This window comes from Micromonospora sp. NPDC051196 (assembly GCF_040682415.1).
Taxonomy (GTDB): domain Bacteria; phylum Actinomycetota; class Actinomycetes; order Mycobacteriales; family Micromonosporaceae; genus Micromonospora.
Genome location: NZ_JBFBAY010000035.1, coordinates 1 through 13236, shown reverse-complemented (window position 1 = coordinate 13236; position 13236 = coordinate 1). Strand labels below are relative to the sequence as shown.

The 13236-nt window shown below is 73.1% G+C and carries 13 protein-coding genes; 3 read left to right on the top strand and 10 right to left on the bottom strand.

Annotated features, from left to right (window positions below; genetic code table 11):
* Positions 1-86: 86 nt before the first annotated feature.
* Both AB0M35_RS28890 and pknB read right to left on the bottom strand, forming a co-directional pair.
* On the bottom strand, positions 87-959 hold the full coding sequence (locus AB0M35_RS28890) for a deoxyribonuclease IV (protein ID WP_363749350.1): 873 nt from the start codon (positions 957-959) through the stop codon (positions 87-89).
* On the bottom strand, positions 959-2947 hold the full coding sequence (gene pknB, locus AB0M35_RS28885) for a Stk1 family PASTA domain-containing Ser/Thr kinase (protein WP_363749348.1): 1989 nt from the start codon (positions 2945-2947) through the stop codon (positions 959-961). The genes AB0M35_RS28890 and pknB overlap by 1 nt, the downstream gene beginning before the upstream one ends.
* A 164-nt stretch (positions 2948-3111) precedes the next feature.
* Here pknB and AB0M35_RS28880 point away from each other — a divergent pair, with 164 nt between their 5' ends.
* Entirely contained in the window at positions 3112-3495 is a 384-nt protein-coding gene (locus AB0M35_RS28880; protein ID WP_363749346.1) for an Rv2175c family DNA-binding protein, read from the top strand.
* 266 nt (positions 3496-3761) lie between these two features.
* Here the strand turns inward: AB0M35_RS28880 and AB0M35_RS28875 are convergent, their stop codons facing one another.
* Together AB0M35_RS28875 and AB0M35_RS28870 are read right to left on the bottom strand one after the other, a co-directional pair.
* Complete coding sequence (locus AB0M35_RS28875) at positions 3762-4844, bottom strand: polyprenyl synthetase family protein (protein WP_363749344.1); 1083 nt, start codon at positions 4842-4844, stop codon at positions 3762-3764.
* A gap of 9 nt (positions 4845-4853) precedes the next feature.
* Positions 4854-5390, bottom strand: coding sequence for a helix-turn-helix domain-containing protein (locus AB0M35_RS28870; RefSeq protein ID WP_363749352.1), 537 nt, complete (start codon positions 5388-5390; stop codon positions 4854-4856).
* A 325-nt stretch (positions 5391-5715) separates the two neighbouring features.
* Here AB0M35_RS28870 and metF point away from each other — a divergent pair, with 325 nt between their 5' ends.
* On the top strand, positions 5716-6633 hold the full coding sequence (metF, locus tag AB0M35_RS28865) for a methylenetetrahydrofolate reductase [NAD(P)H] (RefSeq protein WP_363749342.1): 918 nt from the start codon (positions 5716-5718) through the stop codon (positions 6631-6633).
* A 43-nt stretch (positions 6634-6676) separates the two neighbouring features.
* A complete protein-coding gene (locus tag AB0M35_RS28860; RefSeq protein WP_363749340.1) occupies positions 6677-7366 on the top strand; it encodes a CDP-alcohol phosphatidyltransferase family protein in 690 nt (229 codons plus the stop codon).
* Positions 7367-7436: 70 nt separating this feature from the next.
* Here the strand turns inward: AB0M35_RS28860 and crtI are convergent, their stop codons facing one another.
* The 6 genes from crtI to AB0M35_RS28830 form a co-directional block, all read right to left on the bottom strand.
* The gene (crtI, locus tag AB0M35_RS28855) at positions 7437-8924 is read right to left on the bottom strand and encodes a phytoene desaturase family protein (RefSeq protein WP_363749338.1); all 1488 of its coding nucleotides are present in this window, start codon (positions 8922-8924) and stop codon (positions 7437-7439) included.
* A gap of 56 nt (positions 8925-8980) precedes the next feature.
* Positions 8981-10108, bottom strand: coding sequence for a glycosyltransferase family A protein (locus tag AB0M35_RS28850; RefSeq protein ID WP_363749336.1), 1128 nt, complete (start codon positions 10106-10108; stop codon positions 8981-8983).
* Positions 10105-10974 (bottom strand): carotenoid biosynthesis protein, encoded by an 870-nt coding sequence (locus AB0M35_RS28845; protein ID WP_363749335.1) that lies wholly within the window; start codon positions 10972-10974, stop codon positions 10105-10107. The genes AB0M35_RS28850 and AB0M35_RS28845 overlap by 4 nt, the downstream gene beginning before the upstream one ends.
* A complete protein-coding gene (locus AB0M35_RS28840; protein ID WP_363749334.1) occupies positions 10971-11537 on the bottom strand; it encodes a GNAT family N-acetyltransferase in 567 nt (188 codons plus the stop codon). Before AB0M35_RS28840 ends, AB0M35_RS28845 begins: the two co-directional genes overlap by 4 nt.
* The gene (locus AB0M35_RS28835; RefSeq protein WP_363749332.1) at positions 11534-12271 is read right to left on the bottom strand and encodes a monooxygenase; all 738 of its coding nucleotides are present in this window, start codon (positions 12269-12271) and stop codon (positions 11534-11536) included. Before AB0M35_RS28835 ends, AB0M35_RS28840 begins: the two co-directional genes overlap by 4 nt.
* A 76-nt stretch (positions 12272-12347) precedes the next feature.
* Complete coding sequence (locus AB0M35_RS28830) at positions 12348-12836, bottom strand: YbaK/EbsC family protein (RefSeq protein WP_363749330.1); 489 nt, start codon at positions 12834-12836, stop codon at positions 12348-12350.
* Positions 12837-13236: the final 400 nt, after the last annotated feature.

Below are 13236 nucleotides of genomic sequence, written 5' to 3'. Positions count from 1 at the left end.
ACTCACCGGTCCAAGGGGAGGGAGTGCTCACTCGCCCGCAGCTACCGGACATCGAGTCTGCCTCCCAGCCGACCCGACACCTCCCATTAGGGGAGGAGGCGGCGGAGGGTGGCGATGTCGGCGGCGTGACCTTCGTGGTGGTCGGTGGGGGTTTCCACGAGGATCGGTACGCCGGCGGTGGCGGGGTGGCGCATCAGTTCCGCGAAGGCGGGTTCGCCGATACTGCCCTTGCCGATGTTCTCGTGCCGGTCACGGGTGGAGCCGCACAGGTCCTTCGAGTCGTTGGCGTGCACCAGCCGGAGCCGATCCGCGCCGACGGTCGCCACCAGGGTGTCCAGCGTCTCGGTCATGCCGCCTTCGGCGGCTAGGTCGTGCCCGGCCGCCCAGGCGTGGCAGGTGTCGAAGCAGACACCCAGCCACGGATGCCGGTCCACCGCGTCCAGGTAGGGGCCGAGTTGCTCCACCCGACAGGCCAGCGACCGGCCGCCACCCGCGCTCGGCTCGACCAGCAGCATCGGCCCGCCGCTTTCGGCGGTCGAGTCCAGCAGTGGCAGCAGAGATTCGCGTACCTGCCGCATGGCCGCCTCGGCATGCCCGGCGTCCACCGCGCTGCCGGCGTGGAACACCACCGCGCGGGCGCCGATCGCGGCGCCTCGGCGTAGCGCGTGGGCGAGGGTCTGCTGCGATCGTTTGACCGTCGCCGCGGTCGGAGAGCCCAGGTTGACCAGCAGCGAAGCGTGGATGTAGACAGCCACGTCCCGTTCGGCGCAGCCGTCCCGGAACAGGGCGTCCTGAGCCGGGTCGCCGGCCGGCATCGCCCAACCTCGGGAGTTGCCGACGTAGACCTGCGCCACCTCGGAGCCGGCGGCGTCGAGGTACGGCAGCGCCGCCTTCGCCAACCCGCCCGAGGTGGGCGTGTGCGAGCCGATGGGCCGGTGGCCGGAATCCGTGGCCGCCATCAGAAACACCCGATGGTGACCTGGGTGCCCGGCGCCACCTGCGCGTTCTCGTTCGGGTTCTGGAACCGGGCCACGGCCGCCGGGTTGAACTGCACGGCCACCGGGAAGCCCTGGCTCTCCAGCACCTGCTTGGCCTGCTGGCAGGGCAGGTCGATGACCCGGGGTACGGTCACCAGCGGCGGACCCTCGCTGACCTCCAGCCGGATCTGGGCGCCCTTCTCCACCCCGCTGCCGTCGGCCGGGCTCTGCCCGAGCACCTCGTCGCGGGGCTTGTCGGACTGCTTGTAGGTGGGCTCCACCAGGACCAGGCCGAGCTGCGCGATCTGGGTACGGGCCTCGTTGAGGTTCTTGCCGACCAGGTTCGGCACCGTGATCGGGGCGCGCCCCTTGCTCAGGATGACGGTGACCTCGTCGCCCGGCTCGACCTCCTTGCCGGCCTCCGGTTTGGTGGCCACCACGACGCCCTCGGGCAGGCTGTCGTCGTATCGGGCGCTGCCCTTGGCGACCTTCAGTTGGGCGTTGACCAGGTCGGTCTCGGCCAGGTCGAACTCCTTGCCCACCACATCGGGCATCGGGAACCGCGCCGGGCCCAGCGACAGGGTCAGCGTGATGGTGCCGCCCTTGAGAATCCGGGCGGCCGAGGTGGGCTCCTGCGCCACCACACCGTCGCGCGGGATCTGCTCGTCGTGGCGCGGGTCGGCGTACCGCAGGGTGAAGCCGCCCTGCGCCGCCTGCGCCTCCGCCTGGGCCTTGGTCATGCTGACCAGTTGCGGCGTGGTGGTGTAGCGGCCAACGCCGAACCACCAGCCGCCGAGGGCGGCCACCAGGCCCAGCACCACCACGACGGCGGCGACCGCGAGGCGGCTGCTCGAATCGCCGAACAGTCGGGCACGCCACCCGGCAAGCTGAGAGAACCGGCTTGCGTCTTCGTCCGGAACCGCCCGACGACGCCCCCGGGTGGGCGCGCCACCCTCCGGCAGCCGGGCCCAGGTCGGCCGCTCGGCGGGGCGGACCGCCGCCACCACCATGGTCGGCTGGGCGACCGCCGGACCGTCGGCCACCGCGGACAGCATGGCGGTCTGGGCGTGCGCGTTGCCGATCCCGTCCCGGGCCACCTGCACCTCGGCCAGCAAGGCCCCGGCGTCGGCCGGACGGCCCGCCGGGTCGCGGCGGGTGGCTCGGGCCACCAGGTCGTCGAGGACCTTCGGCAGGCCGGGCACCAGGGTCGACGGCGCCGGTACGTCCCGGTCGACATGCTGCCAGGCGATGTCGATCGGACGATCACCGTCGTACGGCACCCGGCCGGTGAGCATCTCGAACAGCACGATGCCGGTGGAGTAGACGTCCGTGCGGGCATCGGCGCGACCGGTGGTGACCAGTTCCGGGGCGACGTACGCGACGGTGGCCATCAGTTGGTTGCCGCTGTCGTGATCGGTGCTCGCCTCGACGGCTTGGGCCAGCCCGAAATCGGTGACCTTCACGACGCTGTCGACGAGGTTGGCCGGGCCGCCGCTGGGTGCCTCGGCGACCAGCACGTTCTCCGGCTTGACGTCGCGGTGCACCAGTCCGGCCCGGTGCGCGGCGGCGAGCGCGGCGAGGATCTGCTCGGTGATCGCCAGCGCCTCGTCCGGGTTAAGCCGACGCCGCTCGGTCAGCACCTCACGCAGGGTGCGCCCCCGCACGTACTCCATGACCAGGTACGGCATCCCGGCATGGCTGCCCTGGTCGTAGACCGCCACCACGTTCGGATGGGTCAGCCGGGCGATGGTCTTGGCCTCGTCGGTGAACCGGTCGACGAAACCGGCCAGACCGGCGCGGCCGGTCGGATTCTGGGACGAGTGAATGATTTTGACCGCCACGGTGCGTTCGAGCCGCTCGTCGGTGGCGGTGTACACGGTCGCCATGCCGCCACGGGCCACGCGACCGCGGATGCGGTAGCGCCCGTCGATCAGCGAGCCCAGCAACGTGTCGGCGACCTGTGTGTCCATCGGCAGGAAGTCTATGTGTCGGGGGAGGAAGGTTGAACAGGATGCTACCGCCGCATGCGTTCTCCCGGGGCCGCCGTTGCTCAGCCGCCGCTGGTCGGCCCTGGTCAGGACCGCTGCCGGGAGGCTGTTGACCCGGTGCCGGGGCGACGTGGCAGGGTGATTGGGTGACCGACTCCGTACCCACCGACAGTGCTGCGTCTGGGGCCACCCCCGCCGAACCGGCGGACTGGCTGACCCTGCCGGACGTCGCCGAACGGCTCGACCTGACGATCAGCAAGGTGCACCAGAAGATCAGGGATCGGGAACTGATCGCGGTACGCCGCGACGGCGTCCGCCGGATCCCGGCCGACCTGGTGGCCAACGGCACCGTACTCAAGCACCTGCCCGGCGTGCTCAACCTGCTGGCCGACGCCGGCTACGACGACGAGGCGGCGCTGCGCTGGCTCTTCGAACCCGACCCGACGCTGCCGGGTGGCACCCCCGCCGCCGCCCTCGCCGGCGACCAGGCCCGCGAAATCAAACGCCGCGCCCAAGCCCTCGGCTTCTAACCCCCACCCCCTTCCCTCTCCCCGCCCTCGCCCCTCCCCGTGCCCGTCCCTCCTCCGCCCGGCGATCTTGCACTTTGTGTCCCCGCAAATGGCGCAAATTACCCATAAGCGTGACCAGAACTGCAAGATCGCCGGGCCGGGCCGGGCCGGGCCGGGGCGGGCCGGGGCGGGGCGGGGCGGGGCGGCCCGGGGCGAGGAGGGGCGGGGCGAGGAGGGGCGCGGGTGACGGCGAGGAGGGCGGGGAGGGGAAGGTAAGAGAAGAGGGGTTAGTCGGCGCGGCGGGTGGCGGCTATGGCCAGGTCGACGAGGGACTGGCGGGCTTCGGTGTCCAGGTCGACTGCGGTCAGCGCGGCGAGCGCGGCGTCGGTGAGCGTGACGATGCGCTGCTCGGTGCGGGCCAGTGCGCCGGTGGCGGTGATCAGGTCCCGTAGTCGTGCCACGCCGGCCGTGTCCAGATCCGGGTCACCGAGCCTGGCAAGCAGCAGCGCTCGGTCGGCCTCGTCGGCCGCCTCCAGGGCCGCCGCCACCAGGTAGGTGCGCTTGCCCTCGCGTAGGTCGTCGCCGGCCGGCTTGCCGGTCTGGGCCGGGTCACCGAAGACCCCCAGCACGTCGTCGCGCAGTTGGAACGCCTCGCCCAGCGGCAGCCCGTACGCCGAGTAGGCGACCCGCACGTCGACGGGAGCGTCGGCCAGCGCCGCGCCGAGCAGCAACGGTCGTTCAACGGTGTACTTCGCCGACTTGTACCGGGCGATCTTGCTGGCCCGCTCCAGCGAGGTGTCCCCGGTGGCCTGGGTCAGCACGTCGAGGTACTGCCCGACGGTGACCTCGGTACGCATCTCGTCGAAGTCCGGCCGGGCCCGGGCCACCGTCCGGGGGTCCAGCCCGGCGGAGTGCAGCAACTCGTCGGACCAGACCAGGCACAGGTCACCCAGCAGGATCGCCGCCGCGTCGCCGAAGCCGTCCGCACTGCCACCCCAACCGGCCGTACGGTGCCAGGCGGCGAATCGTCGGTGCACTGCCGGCTCGCCTCGCCGGGTGTCCGAACGATCCATCAGATCGTCGTGGATCAGTGCGCTGGCCTGGACGAACTCCAGTGCGGCGAGGGCAGTCACCACGGCGTCGGTGTCCACCCCGCCGGCACCCCGGTATCCCCAGTAGGCGAAGGCGGGCCGTAGTCGCTTGCCGCCGCCCAGCACGAACGCCTCGATCGCCTCGGCGACCGGCAACAGGGCGGCATCGAGGTCGGTCATCCACAACCGGCGACCGGCGAGGAAGTCGGACAGGGCCTGGTCCACCCGTTGGCGGAGGCCGGCCCGGTCGACGGGAGAGACAGGAGCAGCGTGGGTCACGTCCCGACGCTAATGGGTCAGGTCGCGGCGCGCTGACCCACCCACGTTCCGGCGCGTCGCGGCACGTCCGACGGCGTGCGCCGGTGGGCGCGCCGAAGCCGGCCGACAGCGGTCGACCCGGCGATCGCGATCGCCCGCCGGATGCGCCCCATCACCACCGGTAGCCACAGTCGGCCCTGTCGCCGGGCGGCCCCGTGCGGCGATCGGTGGGTCGGCCGGTGGGCTGTCTGGCCCGCCGGTCGCGCGGGAGGCCTGCCCGGGGCGGGGAGGGACGTCGGCGCCTGCGTCGGTCGCCTCCGGCGCGGCGGTCGGTGGATCGAGCGATGGGTTGGTCGGCATGCCGAGGACCGTGGCCAGCCAGGCGTGCCAGAACCGGCCGGGCGTGCGCCGCTGTCGCTCCCACCGGGAGATCTCGTGCCGGCTGAGCGTCGGTACGCCGGCGGCGGCGCACAACTCGGCGGCGAGCCGGGACTGACTCCAACCTCGGGCGCGTCGTAACCGGGTCAGCAGTGGCCCGCACAGCGGGTCGGGCGGGTGCGGCGGCATGGGTCCTCCGGGGTCGCGCACGTTGGTGGTCGGCCCGGACTGGACCCCCACCGGCGGATCGTGACCCCCACGCGGCCCCCGTGCGGTCGAACGACCACACTCGCGCTGAACCCAGTGATATCCCAGGGGTCCGACGTTTCCCGCCGGCCGGTTACGGCCGCCGGGTGTGCCCCGATCCTGGGCCGGCAGCGGCGCTCGGGTCGCTGCTGAGCCGGCAGTCGGATGCACGCCGTTGGCGTGCTGGCAGCTTAAATCGAGGACGATCAATGGTCCTTACTCTGGGAAGCTGATGGGGATACCCGGCCTGTCCGGCTACAGTCGATGTGTGGCGCTCGGTCTACCCTCGGTCCTCCCGAATCCGCAACCGGCGATCGGGGAGCTGGTTCGCGACTGCCAGCCGACCTTCTCCTTCGAGTTCATGCCCCCGAAGACGGAGCAGGGCGAGCGGCAGCTCTGGCAGGCCATCCGCGAATTGGAGCCGTTGCAGCCGTCGTTCGTCTCGATCACCTACGGTGCCGGCGGGTCGACGCGGGACACCACGGTCGCGGTCACCGAACGCGTGGCCACCGAGACCACCCTGTTGCCGATGGCCCACCTGACCGCGGTCAACCACTCGGTGGCCGAGTTGCGGCACGTGATCGGACGGCTGGCCGGTGCCGGGGTACGCAACGTGCTGGCGGTGCGGGGCGACCCGCCCGGTGACCCGACCGGCGAGTGGGTTCGGCACCCCGACGGCGTCGACTACGCCGAGGATCTCGTCCGCCTGGTGCGCCGTTCGGGCGACTTCAGCGTCGGTGTGGCCGCTTTCCCGTACCGGCACCCGCGCTCGCCGGACGCCGCCACCGACACCGAGCACTTCGTCCGCAAGTGTCGGGCCGGTGCCGATTTCGCCATCACCCAGATGTTCTTCGACGCCGACGAGTATCTCCGCCTGCGCGACCGGGTGGCCGCCGCCGGCTGCGACACCCCGATCCTGGCCGGGGTGATGCCGGTGATCCGCATCGGCACGATCGAACGCTCCGTGCAACTGTCCGGGGCGCCCTTCCCGCCGGCGCTGGCCGCCCGGTTCGAGCGGGTCGCCGACGACCCGGAGGCGGTCCGCCGGCTCGGTATCGAGCAGACCAGCGAGATGTGCCAGCGGCTGCTCGACGAGGGCGTTCCGGGCATCCACTTCATCACCTTCAACCGGTCCACCGCGACCCGGGAGATCTGGCAGAACCTGCGGGTGGGCGCCGCGACGTGAGGTTCCCGGCGCGATACCTCAGCGCCGCCGCAACGGTTGAACCGTGGTGGGCAGACAGCTGAACTGGAACGAGTACGCCACCGCGTGGGCCCGACTGCACGGTGGGTTCGACCCCCGGGCCGCCACACCGGTGGTACGCGGCTGGCTGCGCCTGTCGTACCATCTCGGGTTTCTGCTGGGCCGACTGCGGGTCGGTCCGACCGCGGTGACGGCGGTCGGCGTACTGCTCTGCCTCTGCGTACCCCTGTTCGCGGTCCGGTCAGGCGACGGGCCGTTCCTCGGTGCCCTGTTCGTCTTGCTCGCCTCGGTGGCCGACAGCGTCGACGGGGCGGTGGCGGTGGCCACCGGCCGCACGACGCGGCTCGGCTACGTCTACGACTCGCTGGCCGACCGGATCGGTGAGGCTGCCTGGCTGGTGGCGTTCTGGCTGGTCGGCGCGCCTGGTGCGCTGGTGGCCGCCGCCGGCGCGCTGTCCTGGCTGCACGAGTACGTCCGGGCCCGGGCGGTCGCCGCCGGGATGCGGGAGATCGGTGCGGTGACGGTGGGGGAGCGACCCACCCGGGTCTGCGTGGCCGTGGTGGGACTGCTGCTGGCCGGTCTGACCGGGCTGATCCAGCCCGATCTGGCCGCCGGCACCATCACCATGGCGACCGCGGTGTGGGTGCTGCTGGCGGCCTTCGGGCTGGGGCAACTGCTCTCCGCCGTACGCCGGGCGTTGATCGACGTCGGCTGACCGCCTCGCCGAGTGTTAACAAGGGGCCCTTCCTCTACCCGAGGCGTTAATAGGGTGCCCTTCCTTGCACCTACCAGGCGGGGCCGATCTCGTCGGCGACGATCTGCGCGGACAGGGTCACCATCGGCAGGCCGCCGCCCGGATGGCTGGAGCCGCCGACCAGCCACAGGCCGTGCGCCGGACCCCGGTTGGCCGGGCGCAACATGCCACCGGCGGTGCCGTAGATGGTGCCGCCCGGGGCGCCGGTGGCGGCGGCCAGGTCGGCCGGGGTCCGGATGTCGCGGAAAACCAGCCGGTCGCGGACGTCCACGCCGCGTTCGGCGAGCACGTCGAGGATCCGATCGGCGTACGCCTGCGCCAGCCCCGGCCGCCGCCAGTCGACCGCACCCGGCGCGGTGCCCTGCCGGGCGGCGTTGACCAGCACGAACCACGCCTCGTGGCCGTCCGGGCGGACCGCCGGGTCGTCGGCCACCGTGACGAAGATCGTCGGGTCGGCGGCCGGTCGGGCCCGTACGCCCCGACCCGGGTCACCGAAGACCGCGTCGAACTCGGCGTCGTAGTCGCGCGGGAAGAAGACGTTGTGGTGGGCCAGCCCGCTGCCGCCGCGTACGCCGAGCAGCAGCACGAACCCGGCCAGGCTGCGGTCGGTGAGCCCGGCCAGCCGGCGCGCGTCGGGCAGCAGGTCACGGTAGACGGTGAGCGCGTCGACGTTGGCCACCACCACGTCGGCGGGGATCGGGGCGCGACGGTCGGCGACGCGTACCCCGTGCACTCGGCCGCCGGTGGCGTCGATCCGGGTCACCGTGGTGCCGGTCTGCACCACCACGCCCAGGTCCAGGCAGCGGGAGAGCAGCGCGTCGGCGAGGGTGCCCAGACCGCCGCGCAGGTACCAGCCGCCGAAGGTCAACTCGGCGTACGGCACCGCGACCAGGGCGGCCGGGGCCCGACGCGGGTCGGCGCCGGTGTAGGTGGCGTACCGGTCCAGCAGCATCCGCAGCCGAGGATCGGACAGGTGGGCCCGGCCCAGTCCGCGCAGGCTCTGCCCGGGCCGGATGGCGGCCAGGTCGCCCAGTCGCCAGGCCAGCCGGGCCAGGTCCCGGGGCGAGTCGACGCGGCGGCGCAGGATGTCGTGCTCGCTGGCCCGCCACACCCGGCCGGCGCGTCGCCACAACCGCTGCCAGTCGGCGGCGGCCCGGTCGCCGAGGGCCGCGCCGATGCGGGTGGTGAACTCCACCGGGTCGGCACAGGAATCCAGCACCGGAGCGTCGCCGGGGAAGACGTGCCGCACGATCGGGTCCAGCGGCACCAGGTCGAGGTACTCGTCCAGCTTCGCCCCGGTCGCCTCGAACAACTCGTGGAAGACCTCGGGCAGGGTGAGCAGGCTGGGCCCGGTGTCGAAGTGGAACGCGCCCGCCTCGGTGTCGCGGGTGTGTCGCCCGAGCTTGCCGCCGACCGTGTCGGCCCGTTCCAGGACGGTCACCTGGTGCCCGGTGACGGCCAGCCGAGCGGCGGTGGCCAACCCGCCCACCCCGGCACCGACGACCACGATCCGCGCCATGCCGCGTCCTCCTAGACCGTGTCGAAGTCCTCGCTCCCGGCCCGCCGCAGGCGGATCTAGCCGACCGGACGGCCGCGCCAGGACAGGCGCCGCCGCTTGCGCAGATGGTACGACCGTAGGGTCAGCCAACCGAGGACCGCGACCGACACGGGGTGGCTCAGCGCGTCGGGCCAGGCCCGCCCGCCGGTGGCGCGGGCGCTGACCACCCGTCCCACCACCCCCGCCAGGTACGTCAGGGCGGCCACCCCGGCCAGTGCCGGTGCCCCGGCCAGCAGGGCGGCCACGGCGACCAGCGGCGGCGCGGTGTAGAGCAGGAGCAGCAGGGTCACCACCAGCGCGGCGGCCAGCGGATGCCCGAACGAGGCCCACAGCGACTTGGTGTAGCCGTCGCGCAGCTGCGGCCAGGTGTCGTACATCCGGCAGGAGGCCAGCCGGGAGCCGTCGGCCAGCGCGATCCGGCCGCCCGCACGTTTCACCGCGCGGGCCAGCTCGATGTCCTCCAGCACCCGGTCGGCGACCGCCGCGTGCCCCCCGGCCCGCAGGTAGCCGGCCCGGTCGACGACCAGGAACTGCCCGCCGGCCGCGGCCAGCGACGGCCGTGGCGAGCGTTCCATCGCGGGTAGCGGCAGGAAGGTCAGCCACAACCACTGCAACAACGGCTGCACCAGCCGATCGGCCGCCGTCCGCACCACGATCCTCGGGTACGGCGACAGCAGCGCAGCCCCGGTGGCGCGCAGTTCGGTGACCGCCGCCGCCACGGCGTACGGGTGAAGCACCACGTCGGCGTCGACGAACACCAGCACGTCGGCCGACTCCTCGACATGACCGGCCAACTGCCAGCAGGCGTGTGGCTTGCCCAGCCAGCCCGGTGGCGGGGCGACCCCGGTGCGCAGGGTGACCCGTGGATCGTCGCCGACCAGCGTGCGGACCACCTCGGTGGTGCCGTCGGTGGAGCCGTCGTCGAGCACCACGATCCGCAGCCCGGGTACGCCACGCTGGGCGAGCAGCGCCCGCAGGCACGGGCTGACCCGGTCGGCCTCGTCGCGCAGCGGCAGCAGCACGGTCACCCGCTCGGTGGTCTGCACCGGCCGGTCGGCCGGTCGGCGCAGCCACTGACCGGCGTTGACCACGGTGTGCGCGGTCAACGCGACGACGACGAGCAGTACGACGAGCGGGCCGGTCATGCCGCGACGTCGGCCCGGGTGCGCTCCGCAGTGGCGTGGTCGCCGCCGATCCGCCGATCCCGTAGCAGCGTCACCGCCAGTGGCACCGCGATCACCGCCATGCCGGCTCCGCCCCACAGCGCGGAGGCGGGCAGGTCCAGGAAGACCGCGTGGGCCAGCACACTGGAGGCGTACGTCCACAGGTAGAGCGCGTACATCGGATGGTCACGGACGTCGGTGCCGGTCACGGCGGGCCCGGCGAGCGGGCGCAGCGCGGCCATCACCAGCACGGCGAACAGCAGCCAGCCCAGGTAGTTGCTGACCGGGATGCCGGCCAGCCCGGGCAGTGCCGGGGTGGCGTCGCGCCACACCCAGTGCCCCTCGGCGACCATCTGCGGGTCGAGGAAGAGGTCCCAGGTGGCCAGTCCGAGCGTGGCCAGTCCGATCCGCGCCGGCCACCGCCACCACCCGCGAGCCGGCCCGCCGCCGGTGGTCGTCGTACCGACGAGCCGGGTCGCCACCAGCCAGGCCGGCCAGGCCATCCAGGTCCAGGCCAGCGGGATGATCAGCGGCACCCCGGCCAGTTTCGGGCCGAGCTGGCCGGAGTAGTCGTAGCTGCCGAACGGGAATCCGGTGGCCACCCCGAGGGCCTCGATGGCGAAACCGCCGCCGGTGGCCAACACGACCAGCGCGAGCGCCGTACGTGACCCCCTGCCGAGCAGGGCGTGACCGACCGAGAGCAGGTAGCCGAGCACGACGGTGGCCACGGTCAGCCGGGCCCGGGTCGACCCGCTGGTCAGCGGGTAGCAGATCTGCGCCAGCACCAGCAGTGCCAGCAGCACCCAGGCGTAGGCCCGGGCGGCGCGGGCCGATGATCGCGCGGTCATGACCGGGCGGGCGGCTGCTCGGGTGCGGGTAGGGGCAGATCCCGGCCGAGCACCCCGAACGGGCGTTCGTCACCGGGGAAGCGGAAGTCGCGCAGGACGTCGACGAAGCCGAACCGGCGGTACAACCGCCAGGCGCGCGAGGTCTGCTCGTCGGCCTCCGGGGTGGACAGCAGTGCGGTCGCACCCTCGGCCATGGTGAGCAGGGCCCGCAGTTGCCCGGCACCCAGGCCGTGCCCCTGAGCCGGTGGGCGTACGTGCAACTCGACCACCTCGAAGCAGCCGGTCAGCCAGCGTTGCCGGATGGCCGGGTCGAGCGCCCGCCAGACCTGGTCGTGCCACCACTGGCCGGGGCCGCCGAGGTAGCCGTAGCCGAAGCCGGCCAGGTGTCCCTCGGTGGTCAGACTGGCCACGGCGCGGAAGCCGGGCCGGCGTACATGGGTGGCGATGTAGCCGCGACGGGCCTCCAGCAGGTCGGCGCGGTAGCCCATGGCCTCGCCGTAGACGGCCACCACGTCGTCCAGCCGCCGGAGGAGATCGTCCGGTGTCCACCGCACCAACCTCATGCCCGTCCACCCTTCGCCGGGTCGCCGTCGACCCACCCCAGTACCGTCCGGTCACCGATCACGTCACGCACCTCGAACCGGGCGAAGAGTTCCTCCGCGTACCACCGTGCGGTCTCCGTCCGGGTGATAGCGGCCCGGTGCTCCGGGTGACGGTACGCGAACCCCACCAGGTCCGCCGGATCACGCCACACACTCACTGTGCCCTGCCAGCCCAGCGGGGCCTCGCCGATGCCGAAGCGGGCCAGCAGGCCGGGCGCGGCGTGCAGGGCGGCGGCCACCGGCGGGACCGCCCGCCAGAAGGTGAGCGCCCGGGTCGGCCGCAACCGGGCCCGGGTCAGGGCCAGCACGGGCCCGGTCACCCGGCCACCGGCCGGTTCGCCGAACGGCCGCCGACCGGACCACGCACCCCGGCTGCTCAGCGGCCGCAGGTCGAGCCGGACGCCGGCCTCGGCGACGGCGGACCAGGCCCGGCCCACCGGTGAGGCGGCGAACCGGGTGGCCGCGACGGGGGAGTCCCACACCGTCAACGCCGCCCAGCGGGTGAGGTCGGCGTCACCCGGCCCGAAGCCGGTGCCGGTCCCGGTGCCGAGCAGCTTGCCGAACCGTACGCCGGGCAGGGCGCGCAACCGGCGCGGATCCCGCGCCATCCGGACCAGCGCCCGACCCACGGCCGTTCGGGGAATCCGCCACACGTGCAGGGTGACCAGCTCCGGGACGCGCTCGGGCTCGCTCACGCCGCCGCCTCGCTGCGCTCGCCGCCGGCGCGAGGCACCACGCTGCTGTGCTTGATGGTTCGCTCGCTTCGCTCGTTCACGCCACGTCGGTCGGGGTGCCGCCGGTGATCCGCAGCAGTTCGGCGTACGTGGTGGGAAAGACCGCCTGCGGTACGCCACCGGCGGCCCAGATCTCGTCGTACTTGTCCAGGGTGTTGTCCACCAGGGTGCGCAGCGGCTGCGGGTGGCCCAGCGGGGCCACCCCGCCGATCACCTGGCCGGTGTGTTCCTTGACGAACTGCGGAGTGGCCCGACGCAGCCGGGTGATGCCGAGCCGGGTGGCCAGACCGGTGGTGTCCACCCGGTGCGCGCCGGAGGTCAGCACCAGCAACGGTGCCCCGTCGGCGTCGAAGACGAGCGAGTTGGCGATGGCGCCCACGTCGACGCCGAGCGCCTCGGCGGCGGCTGCGGCGGTGTGCACGGCGTCGGGCAACAGGCGGACAGTGGCCGGTGCGTCGGAGCCGTTGCGCGCCTGTGCGGCGTCGAGCGCGTCCTGCACCGCCCGGACGTTCGGGTGTGACTGCATCCCGCCATTCTTCCCGGTACCCGGCCAGGGGATGTAGCCAGGCCACGCCAGGCGCAGCTGGTGACCCTGCGGGCCTGCCGCTCGCCGGCGGAGCTGTTCGTCGTCGGCGACGGAGAGTCGGCGACGCTGCGTCGGCGCCCGGAGAGTCGGTGGTCGGACAGGTCGGCGCGTCACACGTTGCATTTTCGTCGGGGGGAGGGTGTACTGTCAGCAGCAGTTAGAACGAGTGTTCGATTGAGTCGAACGTTCGTTCCAAACCCCCTCGGGGTGGGTGTTTCGCGGCACCCGACCCTGAGAGGTGCGGTGCCGCGGACCGCACCGGGGCTCCGGGCAGTCGCGAGTCCGGACCCATCAGGCAGGAACGTCGCCCGCCGCCCACGACCCCCGGGCGGCGGGCGAC

Bases quoted from the DNA above. Each gene is read 5' to 3' on its own strand.
- AB0M35_RS28890 (WP_363749350.1), bottom strand. From the start codon at position 959: ATGGCGGCCACGGATTCCGGCCACCGGCCCATCGGCTCGCACACGCCC.
- pknB (WP_363749348.1), bottom strand. From the start codon at position 2,947: ATGGACACACAGGTCGCCGACACGTTGCTGGGCTCGCTGATCGACGGG.
- AB0M35_RS28870 (WP_363749352.1), bottom strand. From the start codon at position 5,390: ATGCCGCCGCACCCGCCCGACCCGCTGTGCGGGCCACTGCTGACCCGG.
- crtI (WP_363749338.1), bottom strand. From the start codon at position 8,924: ATGGCGCGGATCGTGGTCGTCGGTGCCGGGGTGGGCGGGTTGGCCACC.
- AB0M35_RS28850 (WP_363749336.1), bottom strand. From the start codon at position 10,108: ATGACCGGCCCGCTCGTCGTACTGCTCGTCGTCGTCGCGTTGACCGCG.
- AB0M35_RS28845 (WP_363749335.1), bottom strand. From the start codon at position 10,974: ATGACCGCGCGATCATCGGCCCGCGCCGCCCGGGCCTACGCCTGGGTG.
- AB0M35_RS28840 (WP_363749334.1), bottom strand. From the start codon at position 11,537: ATGAGGTTGGTGCGGTGGACACCGGACGATCTCCTCCGGCGGCTGGAC.
- AB0M35_RS28830 (WP_363749330.1), bottom strand. From the start codon at position 12,836: ATGCAGTCACACCCGAACGTCCGGGCGGTGCAGGACGCGCTCGACGCC.